General features: G+C 57.9%; 1 protein-coding gene. It reads right to left on the minus strand.

The window, feature by feature from the left end:
- Positions 1–29: 29 nt before the first annotated feature.
- Positions 30–1058 carry an IS30-like element ISPsp4 family transposase gene (locus BLL38_RS29965; RefSeq protein ID WP_023662037.1) on the minus strand — a complete coding sequence of 343 codons (1029 nt, stop codon included), beginning with the start codon at positions 1056–1058 and terminating at the stop codon, positions 30–32.
- Positions 1059–1086 lie beyond the last annotated feature (28 nt).

Genomic DNA, 1086 nt, shown 5'->3' on the forward strand with positions numbered 1-1086 from the left:
GGCGGTTGCAGGAGCTGAGTGCAACACGGTTATTGAATTGACGCAGGAGCATCATATTGCATAGCCAAGGCTTTCTGCATCACTTCGCTCATGACTTCGATAGGACATTTGAAATCGAAGCGCTTACGTGGACGCATGTTCAGTTGAAACGCAATGGCATCCAGTTCTTCTTGGCTATGTACCGACAAGTCAGTGCCCTTGGGCAGGTACTGGCGGATCAGGCCATTAATGTTTTCGTTGCTGCCGCGCTGCCAAGGGCTGTGCGGGTCGCAGAAGTAGATCGCCACACCGGTTCTCTGGGTGATCTCGGCGTGCTGTGCCATTTCCCGGCCCTGGTCGTAGGTCATGCTCTTGCGCATCGCCAGCGGCATGTTATTGAGGGCGGCGCTGAAGCCCTCCATCGCCGAGGTCGCCGTCGCGTCGTTCATCTTCACCAGCATCAGGTAACCACTAGTGCGCTCCACCAGCGTACCTACAGACGAGGCGTTAGCCTTACCCTTAATAAGGTCGCCTTCCCAATGCCCCGGCATCAGCCGGTCTTCAACTTCCGGCGGGCGCAAGTGAATGCTGACCATCTCTGGAATCTGCCCGCGCCGATCCACACCGCCAAGGCGTGGTCTACGTGTCGTCTTGCCTTGGCGCAAACAAAGGATCAACTCCTTGCGCAGCTCACCGACGGGCAGGGCATAGATCGCGTTGTAGATCGTCTCGCGACAGACGTAGGCATCTCTAAGGCTGGGTATGTTCATACTGCGCAGCTTGCCGGCAATCTGCTCGGGAGACAAACGCTGGCGCAGCATATGGATCACCAGTTCAAAGCGCTCACTCCCTGGCAGCAGCTTTCGCATGGGCCGACAAGCCTGGCGGCGGGCCTTCATCCGCTGCTGAGCCACACGGGCCGAGTAGCTGCCAGCTGCATCTCGATTGCGGCGCATCTCCCGGCTGACCGTCGAAGGGGATCGGTTGATCAAGCAGGCAATCCTGCGCAAGCTGAGGCCTTGGGCATGACTAACTTGAATGGTGGCACGCTCTTCAACGCTGAGTTCGGAATAAGACATAGGGCAGCACCGTACCGGAAAGGTCAGG

The sequence above is a fragment of the Pseudomonas gessardii genome (assembly GCF_001983165.1).
Classification (GTDB): domain Bacteria; phylum Pseudomonadota; class Gammaproteobacteria; order Pseudomonadales; family Pseudomonadaceae; genus Aquipseudomonas; species Aquipseudomonas gessardii.

What these genes read in the sequence shown, in the direction of transcription:
- BLL38_RS29965 (WP_023662037.1), bottom strand. Translation starts at nt 1,058, where the DNA reads ATGTCTTATTCCGAACTCAGCGTTGAAGAGCGTGCCACCATTCAAGTT.